Here is a 15,300-nt window from a genome sequence, read left to right as displayed (position 1 = left end):
CTATGGGCGCCGCCGCGCCAGGTCGAGCACCCGCCGCGCGCCCTCCACCACGGCCTTGTCCACGAAGGTGCCGTCCGGGAGAGCCAGGGCACCCTCCTCCGTCGTGGACGCCTTGACGATCTGCTCGGCGCGGTCGATCTCCTCCGGGGTGGGGAGGTAGGCGCGTTCGATGGCCGGGAGCTGGCGGGGGTGGATCGCCGCGCGGCCGAGGAAGCCCAGGGAACGGCCGTGCGCGCAGGACGCCGTCAGGCCCTCGATGTCACGGATGTCGGCGTACACCGACTGCGCGGGCGGTGCCAGGCCCGCGGCTCGGGCGGCCACCACCACGCGCGCACGGGACCAGTCGAGGCCCGCGTCGTCACGTACGCCCAGGTCCGCCCGGAGGTCCGCCTCGCCGATGGAGACGCCGCGCAGGGCCGGGTGCGCGGTGGCGATGGCGAAGGCGTGCTCCAGGCCGACGGCCGACTCGATCAGGGCGTGCAGGGCGGGGGCGCCGCCGTCCGCGGGAGCGGAGCGCTCCGCGACGCGTACGACGTCGGCGGGGCAGGTCACCTTGGGCAGGCGAAGTCCGGAGACCCCGGGGAGGTGCGCGATCGCCCCGAGGTCGGCCTCGGCCAGCGGGCTGTCCAGGGCGTTCACACGGACATGGACCGGGACGGCGGGGGCGTCGGTGAGCAACTCGGCGGTCGCCGCGCGCGCGTACGCCTTGCGGTCGGGCCCGACCGCGTCCTCCAGGTCGACGATGACGGCGTCGGCGCCCGCGAGCAGCGCCTTCGCCACGACGGACGGCCGGTCTCCGGGCGCGTACAGCCAGGTCAGAGGCGTCTCCTTCACAGGGCGCCCTCCTTGCGCAGCCCCGCGATCTCCCCTTCCGTCAGGCCGAGTCCGGTCAGGACCTCCTCCGTGTCCGCTCCATGAGGGCGTCCCGCCCAGCCGATCGAACCCGGTGTCTCGGAGAGGCGGAAAAGGACGTTCTGCATGCGCAGCGGGCCCAGCTCCGGGTCGTCGACCGTGGTGACGGTGTCCAGCGCCGCGTACTGGGGATCGGTCATCACATCGCGTACGTCCTGGATGGGAGCGACCGCCGCCTCCGCCTTCTCGAAGGCCTCGATCACCTCGGCGCGGGTGTGCAGGGCGATCCAGGCGCCGACCGCCCCGTCGAGCTCGTCCGCGTGGGCCGCGCGGTCCGCGCCCGTCGCGAACCAGGGCTCGGAGATCAGCTCCGGGCGGCCCACCAGACGCATCACGCGCTCCGCGATCGACTGGGCCGATGTGGAGACCGCAACCCAACTGCCGTCCGCCGTACGGTAGGTGTTGCGGGGCGCGTTGTTGGTGGAGCGGTTGCCGGTGCGGGGCTGGACGTGGCCCAGTTGGTCGTACCAGAGCGGCTGCGGGCCGAGGACCGTGAGGATCGGCTCGATGATCGCCATGTCCACCACCTGGCCCCTGCCCGTCCGGTCGCGCGCCGCGAGCGCCGTCATCACCGCGTACGCCGTCGCAAGTCCCGCGATCGAGTCGGCGAGCCCGAAGGGCGGCAGGGTCGGCGGCCCGTCCGGCTCGCCGGTGATCGCGGCGAAACCGCTCATGGCCTCCGCGAGGGTGCCGAAGCCGGGGCGGCGGGAGTACGGGCCGAACTGGCCGAAGCCCGTGACACGGGTCAGGACGAGGCGGGGGTTGGCCGCGCTCAGCTCCTCCCAGCCCAGGTCCCACTTCTCCAGGGTTCCCGGACGGAAGTTCTCGACGATCACGTCCGCGGTGGCGGCCAGGCGCAGGAGGGTCGCGCGACCGCCGGGTGTGGAGAGATCGAGGGTCATCGTGCGCTTGTTGCGGCCCAGGATCTTCCACCACAGGCCGACGCCGTCCTTCGAGGGGCCGTGCCCGCGGGACGGGTCGGGCTTTCGCGGATGCTCGACCTTGATGACCTCCGCGCCGAAGTCGCCGAGCATCGTGGCGGCGAGCGGGCCCGCGAAGAGCGTCGCCAGATCGAGGACGCGCAGACCGGTGAGGGGGGCCGGTGCGCCGGTGCGGGGTTCCGTCATGACGCGCCGCCGTTCGCCTGGGTGTCGATCTCGGAGCGGAACGGCATGGACGCCGACGCCCCCGGACGCTGGACGGAGAGTGCGGCGGCGGACGACGCCCACGCGAGGGCGTCCGGCACGGGTCCGCCTTCGGCCAGCGCCACCGCGAGGGTGCCGACGAAAGTGTCGCCCGCGCCGGTCGTGTCCACGGCGGTCACCTGCGGGGCCGCCACCATGACGGGCTCGGCGCCCCTGGTCGCGTACAGGCTGCCGCGCGAGCCGAGCGTGATGACGACCTCGGGGACCTGGGAGAGGAGCGACCTGGCGGCGTCGTGCGCGTCGGTCAGGCCGGTGAGGGTGGCCGCCTCGTGCTCGTTCGGCACCAACAGGTCGATGGAGGAGAGGAGTTCGGGCGGCAGGGGCTGGGCGGGAGCCGGAGTGAGGATGGTGCGCACGCCGTGCCTGCGGGCGGCCCGCGCGGCGGCGATGACCCCGTCGACGGGGATCTCCAGCTGGAGCAGGAGGGTGTCGGCGGAGGTGATCAGGCCCTCGTCGCCGGGGGCGAGGGCGGTGAGGGTCCCGTTGGCGCCGGGGATGACGACGATCGCGTTGCCGCCCTCGTCGTCGACCACGATGTGCGCGGTGCCGGTGGCCGCGGTGTCGACGGTGCGCAGCAGGTCGGTGTCGACACCGGAGTGTTCGAGCGCGGCGCGCAGCTGGGTGCCGAAGGCGTCGGCGCCGACCGCGCCGATCATCGAGACGGCGTCGGCGCCCGCGCGGGCCGCGGCGACGGCCTGGTTCGCGCCTTTGCCGCCGGGGAGCGTACGGAACTCGCGCCCGGTGACGGTCTCCCCGCGCTGCGGTGCCTTGGCGACGTACGCGACGAGGTCCATGTTCGTGCTGCCGAGCACGGCGATGTGGGTCATGGGCGGGGTCTCTCCTGGGCGGGTTCGGTGAGGGCGGGGAGTTCGGCGAGGTCGGTGGTGAGGTCCGCGAGGGTGTCGAAGCCGGTGCCGTCGAAGCCCGGGACGGAGCTGGCGAGGCGGTTCTTGAGCGGCGAGGTCCAGCGGTCGGGCAGCGCGTCGGGGTGGCCCGCGAGCAGGCCCGCGATCGAGCCCGCGGTCGCGCCGTTCGAGTCGGTGTCCCAGCCGCCGGAGACCGCGCGCGTGATGGAGCCGGTGAAGTCGCCGTCGGCGTGGGTGAGGGCGGCGGACAGGAGGGCGGCGTTGGGGATGACGTGTACCCAGTGGTGGTGGCCGTAGGCGGCGTGCAGGTCGTCCACGATGTGGTCGAAGTCCGCCTGTTCGTGGGCGAGTTGAATGCCGTGGCGGATCGCGTGGGCCAGGCGTGAGTCCTGCGGTACGACGGTCAGGCCCGCGCGTAGGCAGTGGTGGACGTCTGTGGTGCCTGCCGCCGCCTCGGCGATGGTGGCCGCCGCGAACATCGCGCCGTACACGCCGTTGGCGGTGTGGCTGAGGCTCGCGTCGCGGCGGGCCTGGTCGGCGGCGGCCGCGGGTGCGCCCGGGTTCGTCCAGCCGTGGACGTCGGCGCGGATCAGTGCGCCGATCCATTCGCGGAACGGGTTGTGGTGGGTGGCGGTGTGCGGGGGCTCGATGCCGGCGAGGAGGTTGCGGTAGGCGATGCGTTCGGCGGTGAAGGTGCGGGCCGCGGGGAGCTCGTCCAGCCAGAGCCTTGCCACGTCCGTGGTGGTGAAGTTCCTGCCGTGGCGTTGGAGGAGGCGGAGGTTCAGGAGGGGGTAGTTGAGGTCGTCGTCCTCCGGCATGCCGTCGATGTTCTCGGCGAGGGAGGTCTGCGCGGAGCGTTTGTTCCAGGGGTGGGCCTCCCGGAGCTCCGGGGGGAGTCCCTTTTCCGTGAACCAGGTGGTGAGGGGCCAGTTGCCTGTTGCCTGGGCGAGGCTGCGGATGGCTTCCAGGGGGAGTTTCTCCACTGGCTTGCCCAGTAGGCAGCCTGCTGCTCTGCCCAGCCAGGCGGCGTGCAGGCGGTGACGTAGGGCGTTCTTTTCCCCTGGCCCGCCCCTTCCCGAAACCGCCTGCAGCGGGGCCTTGTTCTTGGGTGCGGGGCGGTGGGTGGTGTTTCGAGCGGGGGGACCCCCATCGCCCTGCGGAACGCCTGCCCACAACGGCGCGGCCAGTTCGTCTATGAGCTGCACAGCCATGGCTCGTAGCTGGGGGGAAGGTGGCGTTGGGGATGCGCCTGCTCTGCTGGGGGCCAGGTGGCCGCCCGCTGCCAGCCAGCGGGTGCGTACGGCTGAGACGTCCTTGCCCTCCTCCTCCGCCTGGCGCAGCTCGTGGCCCACCAAGTCCTCCGGCTGGACCCAGGTGAGGCGGATCATGGGGCGGCCGTCAGGGCCGCGTACGCCGACTCGTGGGCGCGGCGGCGCCGTACGTCGCGGGTGAAGATCTCCTGGGTGACCTCCGTGAGTGTCGCCGCGGGGGCGTGCAGGTCCAGGCGGCTCGCCTCCGCGACCGTCTTCGACCACTCGGGCGGGACGGCCGAGCCGAGGGCGCCGGCGATCGCGCCGCTCATGGTCGCGATGGAGTCGCAGTCACGGCCGTAGTTGACCGAGCCGAGCACCGTGTGGCGGTAGTCGCCGTCGCTCACCAGGAGCATGCCGAGCGCGATCGGGAGTTCCTCGATGGAGTGCAGCCGGGAGGGACGACGGGCCCCGAGGGACGGGGCGCGGTAGTCCGGGCCGACCGTGTCGAAGGGGGTGACGGCGGTGCGGAGTGGGACGAGCGCCGACTCGAAGTCCCGGTAGTGGGCTGCGACTTCGGCCGCCGACTCGATCGCGGCCCGCGTCCCGTCCTTCGCGAGGGAGAGGGCGGTGTCGATCACCGAGGTCGGTGTCGCGCCCGGTGCGCAGGCCGCCGCCACCGCCGCCGCGAAGACCGCGGCCGCCTCACGTCCGTACGAGGACTGGTGCGCGCCCGCGATGTCGAGGGCCTCGGCGTACGCGCCCTCCGGGTTCGCCGCGTTGACCAGGCCGACGGGTGCCATGTACATCGCGGCACCGCAGTTGACGATGTTTCCGGTGCCCGCCTCGCGCGGGTCGACGTGGCCGTAGTGGATGCGGGCGACGATCCACTTCTCGGCGAGGAAGATCCGGTGGAGGGGAATCGCCTCCGCTTCGAGTTCCGGGATCCAGCGGGGGGTCGTCATGAGGTCGGGGACCAGGTGGTCGGCGACCGCGTAGGCGTCCAAGTGGTCGCGGACGGCGGCGTACACGCGGATGAGCGCGTGCGTCATCAGGGTGTCGTCGGTGACGTTCCCGTCGCCCTTGTGGTAAGGCGCGACGGGGCGGGCGGTGCGCCAATGGTCACCGTTCCAGGGGCCGACGATGCCGTGTACGCGACCGCCGTGCCGTTCGACGATCTGCTCCGGGGAGTAGCCCTCGACGGGGCCGCCGATGGCGTCGCCGACGGCTGCTCCGGCCAGACAGGCGGTGATGCGGTCAGGGAGATCCGGGCCTGTTGGGTCCATTGATGGCTTCATGTCGGAATTGTCCTCCCGGGTTGGTCAGTTCCGTGGCTGCCAGGTGCCCGGCGAGTTCCACCAGGTCGGTGCCCGCGAGACGGGGGAGTGCGCAGCCGGAGAGGGTGCGGCAGGCGTCGCGCCAGGCTTCGGGGATGGCGGTGGCCGTGCCGAGCGCTCCGGTCAGCGCGCCGGCCAGGGCGGGGGCGGAGTCGGCGACGCGGGAGAGGCAGGCGGCGGATGGCACCGCGTCACGGATGCGGCCGCGGGCCGCGGTGGTCAGCGCCAGGGCGACCGGGACGGTCTCGGCGGCGGCGATGCCGTAGCTGTAGACGTGGTCGACGATCTGATGCTCCAGGAGCGGGACGAGACCGAAGGCTCCGTCCTCGGTTGTCTGGGTGCGGGCGAGCTTCACGGCATGCCACGCGTTGCGGCCGATCTCGGTGTGCTCCGGGAGCTGGGCGAGGGCGGTGTCCACGGTCGCGTCGACGTCCGCGCCGCCGAGCGCCGCCGCGATCGCCGCGGCCATGGCGCGGGCCCCGTGCACACCGTCGCCGTCCTGGGTGTAGCGGGCGTCGAACTCGGCGAGGGCGGCGGCCTGTTCGGGGTCGCCCGGGTGGACGAGGGCGAGGACGCAGGCGCGTACGCAGGCGGCGTCGTCGAAGAAGTGGGGGTTGTCGTGGCCGGTGGCGGGCGGGCGCAGGCCGGTGGCGAGATTGCCGAGGCCCGCGCGTACGGAGATGCGGGCGCGGAGGGGGAGTACCGCGGACTCGACCTCGGGGGCGCGGGCCGCTGCCGCGGCGATTTCGCCGGCGAGGGTGTTCCAGGCGAGGTCCAGTGCTGCGCGCGTGCGGTGATCGGGGCTCAGCTTGCCGCTGAGGGTGCCGTCCGCTGCGCGGAGCACGGCCTCCGCGGTGAAGGCCGCCCATTCGGCATCGTCGGAGGGGCCGAGGCGGAGGGGTTCCGGGGGTTGGTTGAGTGCGATGGGGACGGGGAGGGTGGTGGTGGCGTTCTGCTCGGCGAAGGTGTCGAGCTCGCGGGTGAGTCGTCGTGTCCACTCGGGCATGCGGGCCGCGCGGTGCCTGGCCGCGGGCCAACCGGCGGCGTCGCCTGCCGCGAGGCCTAGCAGCAGGCCCTCGATGCGGGCACCGGACGCCTCGTTTCCCTGTACGCCTTGTCGATGGGCACCCAGCGGTGTGGGCTGTGCCCACCCTCCCCCACTCTCAACTCCGTTCGAGCGGGGGGACCCCCATCGCCCTGCGGAACGCCTGCCCACAGCAGGGGCAGCTGCGGGGGGAACGGTTGGGTGGGTGGGGGAGATCCGCCGCGAACCGGCGGGCTTGTCCGCGGTCATGACAACTCCGGGGCCGGAGTGAGCAACTCCGCGATGTCCAGCACGTGGTGGCCCCGCATGGAAGGGAGACAGCTACCCCGCACGGGGCCGACCGCCGCCGCCCACGGCGGTGGAATCGCCGAAGCCCCGCAGGACGCGCCGGACAATGCCCCAGCCACAGCGGCAGTCGTATCCGCGTCCCGCCCCATGTTGACGGCAGTCAACACCGCGTCCGGGAAGTGGCCCGAGGCCGCCGCGTACGCCCCGAAGGCGAGGCCCACCGCCTCGGGGGCCAGGTCGGTCCAGGGGTAGCCGCCGATCACCACCGCGGAGCGGACCGCGCGTTCGCCGCGGGGGGCCGCCGCCACGGCACGCCGCAGCGAGCGGGACGTCCAGCAGTCCTCGGGGATGACGGACAGGGCCGCGCCCACCACGGAATCCACCGGCGCCCCCTCCATCGCCGCCGCGACCCCCGCGGCCACCGCCTGCCCGCCGTAGATGCCCTCGCCGTCATGGCTGACCGAGCCGTCGATGGCGACGAGCCGGGCCGCTTCGGCGGGCCGGCCCGCGGCGAAGACCCCGAACGGGGCGGCCCGCATCGCGAGGCCGTCGCTCCACGCGTGCCGGTGCTGCGCCGAGATGGGCGCAGCGAGGCCGCGGCGCAGGTTCTCCAGCGTGCCGCGTTCGCTGAAGCCCGCGCCCCGGAAAGGGCCCTCGTCGAGGTCCGCGATCCACTCGTGCCAGGCCGCCTCGACATGCGCGACGGTGAGCGCCGAGCCGTGCCGGGCCAGAAGGAGCCCGGAGAAGATCGCGTACTCGGTGTCGTCCGTGCCCGATGGATGCTCGGCGACGTATCCGGTGATGCGTCCCCAACGGCGGCGGATCTCCGACGGCTTCATGTTCTCGGCGGGCGCACCCAGCGCGTCGCCGACCGCGAGGCCGAGAAGCGCGCCGCGCGCCCGCTCTCTCAGGCCGATCACTCCGGTCGCCCGTGTCACACCGGTCGTCATGCTGTGCCTCCCTGGTGCCGAGACGTGTCCTGTATCCCTGCCACGCGGCACCCCTCACGCGAGCATCCGGACCGTCGACGTCACCCCTCCGACGCATGCGGTCACCGGTTCGAGGAACCTGGGTTCCCCGCTCGTTCACCTGCGCGCAAGCGCAGGTAAGTACGGCCTTCCTTGCTGGCGAGAGCGATTTTTCGCGCGTACTTTCGAGATCGTCCAAGCAATGAGGGGGCCCATCATGGCGATCATCGAGACCGAAGCGGCACTGCACGAGGCGCACCGCGACAACCACACCCACCGCGACGTCAACGGCGGCTGGCTGCGCCCCGCCGTCTTCGGCGCGATGGACGGCCTGGTGTCCAACCTGGCCCTGATGACCGGTGTCGCCGGCGGGGCCGTCTCGCAGCAGACCATCGTCGTCACCGGTCTGGTCGGCCTCGCCGCGGGTGCCTTCTCCATGGCGGCCGGCGAGTACACCTCCGTCGCCTCGCAGCGCGAGCTCGTCCAGGCCGAACTCGACGTGGAGCGGCGGGAGTTGCGCAAGCACCCGGCTGACGAGGAGCGGGAGCTCGCCGCGCTGTACGTGTCGCGCGGCGTCGAGCCGGGCCTGGCCCATGAGGTCGCCAAGCAGCTGTCCAAGGACCCCGAGCAGGCCCTGGAGATCCACGCGCGCGAGGAGCTGGGCATCGATCCCGGCGATCTGCCCTCGCCGACCGTCGCCGCGGTCTCCTCCTTCGGTGCCTTCGCGCTCGGCGCCCTGCTTCCCGTGCTGCCGTATCTGCTCGGCGCCGACACGTTCTGGCCCGCACTGCTGCTCGCGCTGATCGGGCTCTTCGCCTGCGGTGCCGTTGTGGCGAAGGTGACCGCGCGGTCCTGGTGGTTCAGCGGTCTGAGGCAGCTCGCGCTCGGCGGAGCCGCGGCGGGTGTGACGTACGCCCTGGGCAGTCTGTTCGGTACCGCCGTAGGATGAACCCTTGCAGTCCTATGCGGGTCTCTGCATAACTAGCCGTTACTCGGCGGTTTCGATCCCTTAACCACTGGGCATGAGCCGTAAGCGCTGCGGGCAATGAGGCCTGTGCCGCCGTCGGGCCCTCGGCCATCGATCTGTCCGCATGGGTCCCCTTCTGATCGCTCTCCACACGTATGAGCGGTGTCCACATGGTGGAATGAAGTATCCGCTTTTCGAGAAGCGTTCCATCATGTAACCTGCACGAAATTTCGCCAGGGCCAACGTCGTCCCTCGCTTATTGCATATGCCACGACGACGACGGGAGAGCCAATGCGTACGCACGCCTGGTCGCCCATGGACGGTCGCCCCGCCCCTCAGGGCATGTACGACCCCCGTAACGAGCACGACGCCTGTGGTGTCGGGTTCGTGGCCACCCTCACCGGTGTAGCCAGCCATGAGCTGGTCGAACAGGCGCTGACCGTACTGCGCAATCTCGAACACCGTGGTGCCACCGGTTCCGAGCCGGACTCCGGCGACGGCGCCGGCATCCTGCTTCAGGTCCCGGACGCCTTCCTGCGCGAGGTCGCGGGTTTCGCCCTCCCCGAGGCCGGTGCGTACGCCGTCGGCATCGCCTTCCTGCCGGTCGACACCGCGGGCACGACCGACGGCGCCGTCTCACAGATCGAGACGATCGCTTCCGAGGAAGGCCTGACGGTCCTCGGCTGGCGCGACGTTCCCGTCGCCCCCGAGCTGCTCGGCTCCACCGCCCGCTCGACGATGCCGGTCTTCCGGCAGATCTTCGTGGCCGACGGCGAGAGCTCCGGCGTCGCGCTCGACCGCAAGGCCTTCGTGCTGCGCAAGCGCGCCGAGCGCGAGGCCGCGACGTACTTCCCCTCGCTCTCCGCCCGGACCATCGTCTACAAGGGCATGCTGACCACCGGCCAGCTGGAGCCCTTCTTCCCCGACCTGTCCGACCGCCGTTTCGCCACGGCCGTCGCGCTCGTCCACTCGCGCTTCTCCACGAACACGTTCCCGAGCTGGCCGCTCGCGCACCCGTACCGCTTCGTCGCGCACAACGGCGAGATCAACACGGTCAAGGGCAACCGGAACTGGATGCGGGCGCGTGAGTCGCAGCTCGCCTCCGGCCTCTTCGGCTCCGCCACCGAGCACAGCACCGACAAGCTCGACCGCGTGTTCCCCATCTGCACGCCGGACGCGTCCGACTCGGCGTCCTTCGACGAGGTGCTCGAACTCCTCCACCTCGGTGGACGTTCGCTTCCGCACTCCGTCCTGATGATGATCCCCGAGGCGTGGGAGAACCACGGCTCGATGGACCCGGCCCGCCGCGCCTTCTACCAGTACCACTCCACGATGATGGAGCCCTGGGACGGACCGGCCTGTGTCACCTTCACCGACGGTACCCAGGTCGGCGCCGTTCTCGACCGCAACGGCCTGCGTCCCGGCCGCTACTGGGTCACCGACGACGGCCTCGTCGTCCTCGGCTCCGAGGTCGGCGTCCTCGACATCGACCCCGCGAAGGTCGTCCGCAAGGGCCGCCTGCAGCCGGGCCGGATGTTCCTCGTCGACACCGCCGAGCACCGCATCGTCGAGGACGACGAGATCAAGGCCGCCCTCGCCGCCGAGAACCCGTACCAGGAGTGGCTCGAGGCCGGCGAGATCGAGCTGTCCGACCTGCCCGAGCGCGAGCACATCGTGCACACGCACGCCTCCGTCACGCGCCGCCAGCAGACCTTCGGCTACACCGAGGAAGAGCTGCGCATCATCCTCGCGCCGATGGCCAAGACCGGCGGCGAGCCGCTCGGCTCCATGGGCACGGACACCCCGATCGCGGCACTCTCCGAGCGCCCGCGGCTGATCTTCGACTACTTCACGCAGCTGTTCGCGCAGGTCACCAACCCGCCGCTCGACGCCATCCGTGAAGAGCTCGTCACCTCGCTGCACTCCTCGCTCGGCCCGCAGGGCAACATCCTGGAGCCGACCGCCGCGACCTGTCGCAGCGTCACGCTGCCCTTCCCGGTGATCGACAACGACGAGCTCGCCAAGCTCATCCACATCAACGCCGACGGCGACATGCCCGGCATGACCGCCGCGACCCTCTCCGGTCTCTACCGCGTCAGCGGCGGCGGCGACGCGCTCGCCGCCCGCATCGAGGAGATCTGCACCGAGGCCGACGCCGCCATAGAGGCCGGCGCCCGCCTGATCGTGCTCTCCGACCGGCACTCCGACGCCGAGCACGCGCCGATCCCCTCGCTGCTGCTCACCGCGGCCGTGCACCACCACCTCATCCGCACGAAGCAGCGCACCCAGGTGGGCCTGCTCGTCGAGGCGGGCGACGTCCGCGAGGTCCACCACGTGGCCCTCCTCATCGGCTACGGCGCCGCGGCCGTCAACCCGTACCTCGCCATGGAGTCGGTGGAGGACCTGGTCCGTGCCGGGACCTTCCTGCCCGGCATGGACGCCGAGCAGGCCATCCGGAATCTGATCTACGCGCTCGGCAAGGGCGTCCTGAAGGTCATGTCCAAGATGGGCATCTCGACCGTCGCCTCCTACCGCGGCGCCCAGGTCTTCGAGGCTGTCGGCCTCCAGGAGAACTTCGTCGCGAAGTACTTCGTCGGCACGACCTCCAAGATCGGCGGAGTCGGCATCGACGTCGTCGCCCAGGAGGTCGCCGCCCGGCACGCCAAGGCGTACCCGGTCTCCGGCATCGCATCGGCGCACCGCGCGCTCGACATAGGCGGTGAGTACCAGTGGCGCCGCGAGGGCGAGCCGCACCTCTTCGACCCGGAGACGGTCTTCCGCCTGCAGCACTCCACGCGGGGCCGCCGCTACGACATCTTCAAGCAGTACACGGAACGCGTGAACGAGCAGTCCGAGCGCCTCATGACGCTGCGCGGCCTGTTCAACCTGCAGTCGGACCGCCCCTCGATCTCCATCGACGAGGTCGAGTCGGCCGCCGACATCGTCAAGCGGTTCTCGACCGGCGCCATGTCGTACGGCTCGATCTCCCGCGAGGCGCACGAGACCCTCGCCATCGCCATGAACCAGCTGGGCGGCAAGTCCAACACCGGTGAGGGCGGCGAGGACGCGGACCGCCTGTACGACCCGGCCCGCCGCTCGTCCATCAAGCAGGTTGCCTCCGGCCGTTTCGGTGTGACCTCCGAGTACCTGGTCAACGCGGACGACATCCAGATCAAGATGGCCCAGGGCGCCAAGCCCGGCGAGGGCGGCCAGCTGCCAGGACACAAGGTCTACCCGTGGGTCGCCAAGACGCGTCACTCGACGCCGGGCGTGGGTCTGATCTCGCCGCCGCCGCACCACGACATCTACTCCATCGAGGACCTGGCCCAGCTGATCCACGACCTGAAGAACGCGAACCCGCAGGCGCGGATTCACGTGAAGCTGGTCTCCGAGGTCGGCGTCGGTACGGTCGCCGCGGGTGTCTCCAAGGCACACGCGGACGTCGTCCTGATCTCCGGCCACGACGGCGGTACGGGCGCGTCCCCGCTCACCTCGCTCAAGCACGCGGGCGGCCCCTGGGAGCTCGGCCTCGCCGAGACCCAGCAGACGCTCCTTCTCAACGGTCTGCGCGACCGCATCGTGGTCCAGACGGACGGCCAGCTCAAGACCGGCCGTGACGTGGTCATCGCCGCGCTGCTCGGCGCCGAGGAGTTCGGTTTCGCGACCGCGCCGCTCGTCGTCTCCGGCTGCGTCATGATGCGCGTCTGCCACCTGGACACCTGCCCGGTCGGCATCGCCACACAGAACCCGGCGCTGCGCGAGCGCTTCTCCGGCAAGGCCGAGTACATCGTCAACTTCTTCGAGTTCATCGCCGAAGAGGTCCGCGAGATCCTCGCCGAGCTCGGCTTCCGCACCATCGAGGAGGCCGTCGGCCACGCCGAACTCCTCGACACCGAGCGCGCCGTGAAGCACTGGAAGGCGCAGGGCCTCGACCTGGAGCCCCTCTTCCACGTGCCGTCGCTGCCCGGCGGCGCCGTGCGCCACCAGATCGCCGCCCAGGACCACGGCCTGGAGAAGGCACTCGACAACGAGCTCATCAAGCTCGCCGCCGACGCGCTCTCCGCCTCCAGTGCGACCGACGCCCAGCCGGTCCGCGCGCAGGTCGCGATCCGCAACATCAACCGCACGGTCGGCACCATGCTCGGCCACGAGGTGACGAAGAAGTTCGGTGGCGCGGGCCTGCCCGACGACACCATCGACATCACCTTCACCGGCTCGGCGGGCCAGTCGTTCGGCGCGTTCGTGCCGCGCGGCGTGACCCTGCGCCTGGAGGGCGACGCCAACGACTACGTCGGCAAGGGCCTCTCCGGCGGCCGCGTCATCGTCCGCCCGGACCGCGGCGCCGACCACCTCGCCGAGTACTCGACGATCGCGGGCAACACCATCGCGTACGGCGCGACCGGTGGCGAGCTGTTCCTCCGTGGCCGCACGGGCGAGCGGTTCTGCGTCCGCAACTCCGGCGCGACGGTCGTCTCCGAGGGCGTGGGCGACCACGGCTGCGAGTACATGACCGGCGGCCACGCGGTGGTCATCGGCGAGACGGGCCGCAACTTCGCGGCCGGTATGTCCGGCGGCATCGCGTACGTCATCGACCTCGACCGGGACAACGTCAACCCCGGCAACCTGGGCGCGGTCGAACCCCTGGACGACTCCGACAAGAAGTGGCTGCACGACGTCGTGCGCCGCCACCAGGAGGAGACCGGCTCGACCGTCGCCGAGAAGCTGCTCGCCGAGTGGGACACCGCCGTGGAGCGCTTCAGCAGGATCATCCCCAGCACGTACAAGGCAGTGCTCGCCGCCAAGGACGCCGCCGAGCGAGCCGGTCTCTCCGAGACCGAGATCACCGAGAAGATGATGGAGGCGGCGACCAATGGCTGATCCCAAGGGCTTTTTGAACCATGGCCGCGAGGTCGCGCAGACCCGCCCGGTCGGCGAGCGCGTCCAGGACTGGAACGAGGTCTACGTTCCCGGCTCCCTCCTCCCGATCATCTCCAAGCAGGCCTCGCGCTGCATGGACTGCGGTATCCCGTTCTGCCACCAGGGCTGTCCGCTGGGCAACCTGATCCCCGAGTGGAACGACTTCGCGTACCGCGAGGACTGGTCGGCGGCATCCGAGCGGCTGCACGCCACGAACAACTTCCCGGAGTTCACCGGGCGCCTGTGCCCGGCGCCGTGTGAGTCGGCGTGCGTGCTCGGCATCAACCAGCCCGCCGTCACCATCAAGAACGTCGAAGTCTCCATCATCGACAAGGCGTGGGACGCGAACGACGTCAAGCCGCAGGCGCCCGACCGGCTCTCCGGCAAGACCGTCGCGGTGATCGGCTCGGGCCCGGCGGGCCTCGCCGCCGCCCAGCAGCTGACGCGGGCCGGCCACACGGTCGCCGTGTACGAGCGCGCCGACCGCATCGGCGGCCTCCTGCGCTACGGCATCCCCGAGTTCAAGATGGAGAAGCGCCACATCAACCGCCGCATCGAGCAGATGCGCGCGGAGGGCACCAAGTTCCGTACGGGCGTGGAGATCGGCCGCGACATCGACGCGGTGAAGCTGCGCAAGCGCTACGACGCGGTGGTCATCGCCGCGGGCGCCACGACGTCACGCGATCTCCCGGTCCCCGGCCGTGAGCTCAAGGGTGTCTACCAGGCGATGGAGTACCTGCCCCTGGCCAACAAGGTCCAGGAGGGCGACTACGTCACGACCCCGGTCTCGGCCGAGGGCAAGCACGTGGTCGTGATCGGCGGCGGCGACACCGGCGCGGACTGCGTGGGCACGGCGCACCGCCAGGGCGCGGCGTCCGTGACGCAGCTGGAGATCATGCCGAAGCCGGGCGAGGAGCGGGCGCCGCACCAGCCGTGGCCGACCTTCCCCATGCTCTACAAGGTCACCTCCGCGCACGAGGAGGGCGGCGAGCGGGTCTACGCCGTCTCGACCACGCACTTCGAGGGCGACGAGGACGGGAACGTGCAGTTCCTGCACCTCATCGAGGTCGAGTTCATCGACGGCAAGCTGACCCAGAAGCCGGGCACGGAGCGCAGGATCCCCGCCCAGCTGGTCACTCTGGCGATGGGCTTCACGGGTACGGACCGCGAGAACGGCCTGGTGGACCAGTTCTCCCTGGACCTCGACGAGCGGGGCAATGTCGCCCGCGACGCCGAGTTCCAGACGAATGTCCCCGGCGTCTTCGTGGCCGGTGACGCGGGCCGCGGCCAGTCGCTCATCGTCTGGGCGATCGCCGAGGGGCGTTCCGCCGCGAAGGGCGTGGACCGCTTCCTCACCGGTGCGAGTGACCTGCCGTCACCCATCCGCCCGACGGACCGTTCCCTGATGGTCTAGCCCCTGCGGCACAACCCCATATACGTCCCGTACAACGGCGTACGGAACTGAGCGACGCCCGCCTTGTCCCCGACCGGACTTGGGCGGGCGTCGTGGCGTTCCCAGCCCGCCGCTCAGCGCCGAATCTCGCC

The 15,300-nt window shown here is 71.4% G+C and carries 10 protein-coding genes; 3 read left to right on the top strand and 7 right to left on the bottom strand.

Annotated elements, in window-relative coordinates; genetic code table 11:
• Genes ACZ5WE_RS01480 through ACZ5WE_RS01450 form a run of 7 tightly spaced genes read right to left on the bottom strand, consistent with a single transcriptional unit; the run spans position 1 to position 7,853 of the window.
• A complete protein-coding gene (locus ACZ5WE_RS01480) occupies positions 1-834 on the bottom strand; it encodes an HpcH/HpaI aldolase/citrate lyase family protein (RefSeq protein WP_467689937.1) in 834 nt (277 codons plus the stop codon).
• Positions 831-2,039, bottom strand: coding sequence for a CaiB/BaiF CoA transferase family protein (locus ACZ5WE_RS01475; protein WP_467689938.1), 1,209 nt, complete (start codon positions 2,037-2,039; stop codon positions 831-833). Before ACZ5WE_RS01475 ends, ACZ5WE_RS01480 begins: the two co-directional genes overlap by 4 nt.
• Positions 2,036-2,944, bottom strand: a complete 909-nt coding sequence (gene rbsK, locus ACZ5WE_RS01470) for a ribokinase (protein WP_467689939.1) — start codon at positions 2,942-2,944, stop codon at positions 2,036-2,038. Before rbsK ends, ACZ5WE_RS01475 begins: the two co-directional genes overlap by 4 nt.
• On the bottom strand, positions 2,941-4,371 hold the full coding sequence (locus ACZ5WE_RS01465; RefSeq protein WP_467689940.1) for an ADP-ribosylglycohydrolase family protein: 1,431 nt from the start codon (positions 4,369-4,371) through the stop codon (positions 2,941-2,943). The genes rbsK and ACZ5WE_RS01465 overlap by 4 nt, the downstream gene beginning before the upstream one ends.
• On the bottom strand, positions 4,368-5,531 hold the full coding sequence (locus tag ACZ5WE_RS01460; protein ID WP_467689941.1) for an ADP-ribosylglycohydrolase family protein: 1,164 nt from the start codon (positions 5,529-5,531) through the stop codon (positions 4,368-4,370). The genes ACZ5WE_RS01465 and ACZ5WE_RS01460 overlap by 4 nt, the downstream gene beginning before the upstream one ends.
• On the bottom strand, positions 5,491-6,864 hold the full coding sequence (locus ACZ5WE_RS01455; protein WP_467689942.1) for an ADP-ribosylglycohydrolase family protein: 1,374 nt from the start codon (positions 6,862-6,864) through the stop codon (positions 5,491-5,493). Before ACZ5WE_RS01455 ends, ACZ5WE_RS01460 begins: the two co-directional genes overlap by 41 nt.
• Positions 6,861-7,853 carry an ADP-ribosylglycohydrolase family protein gene (locus ACZ5WE_RS01450; protein WP_467689943.1) on the bottom strand — a complete coding sequence of 331 codons (993 nt, stop codon included), beginning with the start codon at positions 7,851-7,853 and terminating at the stop codon, positions 6,861-6,863. The genes ACZ5WE_RS01455 and ACZ5WE_RS01450 overlap by 4 nt, the downstream gene beginning before the upstream one ends.
• A gap of 235 nt (positions 7,854-8,088) precedes the next feature.
• Here ACZ5WE_RS01450 and ACZ5WE_RS01445 point away from each other — a divergent pair, with 235 nt between their 5' ends.
• The 3 genes from ACZ5WE_RS01445 to ACZ5WE_RS01435 all read left to right on the top strand — a co-directional run bounded on the left by ACZ5WE_RS01445 (position 8,089) and on the right by ACZ5WE_RS01435 (position 15,169).
• On the top strand, positions 8,089-8,820 hold the full coding sequence (locus ACZ5WE_RS01445) for a VIT1/CCC1 transporter family protein (RefSeq protein WP_467689944.1): 732 nt from the start codon (positions 8,089-8,091) through the stop codon (positions 8,818-8,820).
• Positions 8,821-9,129: 309 nt separating this feature from the next.
• Positions 9,130-13,716, top strand: coding sequence for a glutamate synthase large subunit (gltB, locus tag ACZ5WE_RS01440; RefSeq protein WP_467689945.1), 4,587 nt, complete (start codon positions 9,130-9,132; stop codon positions 13,714-13,716).
• Positions 13,709-15,169, top strand: a complete 1,461-nt coding sequence (locus tag ACZ5WE_RS01435) for a glutamate synthase subunit beta (protein WP_467689947.1) — start codon at positions 13,709-13,711, stop codon at positions 15,167-15,169. Before gltB ends, ACZ5WE_RS01435 begins: the two co-directional genes overlap by 8 nt.
• Positions 15,170-15,300 lie beyond the last annotated feature (131 nt).

It is taken from the genome of Streptomyces sp. NPDC033180, assembly GCF_055577645.1.
Note: the sequence above shows the minus strand (reverse complement) of the source record. Positions and strands in the feature narration are given on the sequence as shown.